The following is a 550-nucleotide window of genomic DNA, read 5'->3' on the forward strand; positions in this document are numbered from 1 at the left end:
CCATAGCTTCCCAGCGATGTTTTATCCTAATCTCCTGTAATGCTTCCAATGCCAATTTTTGAACATGGAACCTATCGGTGACCTGTATGGCTCTTGGGAAGCATTTCTTTGCGATTAGCTTCATGGAATTGGCCATATCGAGTGTTATCTCCTTTACGGATTGTCTTTTTTTGTAATCAATTTTACAGATGTGTTCAATCACTTGATCAGCCTTGGTTCCTGCTATAACAGCCACTAAGGAGCCTTTTTTGCCTTTTGCTTTCTTGTTGGTCACAATGGTATAGAGTTCTCCCTGAGACAGAGCCACTTCGTCAATTGATAAATGTGTGCCTATATTCTCAGGATAAATAATCCACTGGTGGGCATGTTGGCGTGGAGCCCAAATATTAAAGGAACTCAGGTGTTTCTTGTATTGCCTTTGAAGTTTTTTGCCGTTGATTCCGAAAAAGTTCCCAATTGTATTGCAGTCGGTAGCGGTGTTATCTATTAATTTCTTTTAAAAAAGCCGCAAACTCTTGAGTCATGCGGGTTCCCTTGGCTGCCAAAGTCC

At 41.5% G+C, this 550-nt stretch carries 1 protein-coding gene; it reads right to left on the reverse strand.

All coding sequences use genetic code 11. The features are described 5' to 3' along the window. Positions 1-487, reverse strand: a 487-nt coding sequence (locus ABEG11_RS19060) for an ISAon1 family transposase (RefSeq protein ID WP_435302854.1), incomplete at its 3' end; no start/stop codon positions are given. Positions 488-550: the final 63 nt, after the last annotated feature.

It is taken from the genome of Flavobacterium aestuarii (assembly GCF_040049115.1).
In the GTDB taxonomy this organism is placed as follows: Bacteria; Bacteroidota; Bacteroidia; order Flavobacteriales; family Flavobacteriaceae; genus Flavobacterium; species Flavobacterium aestuarii.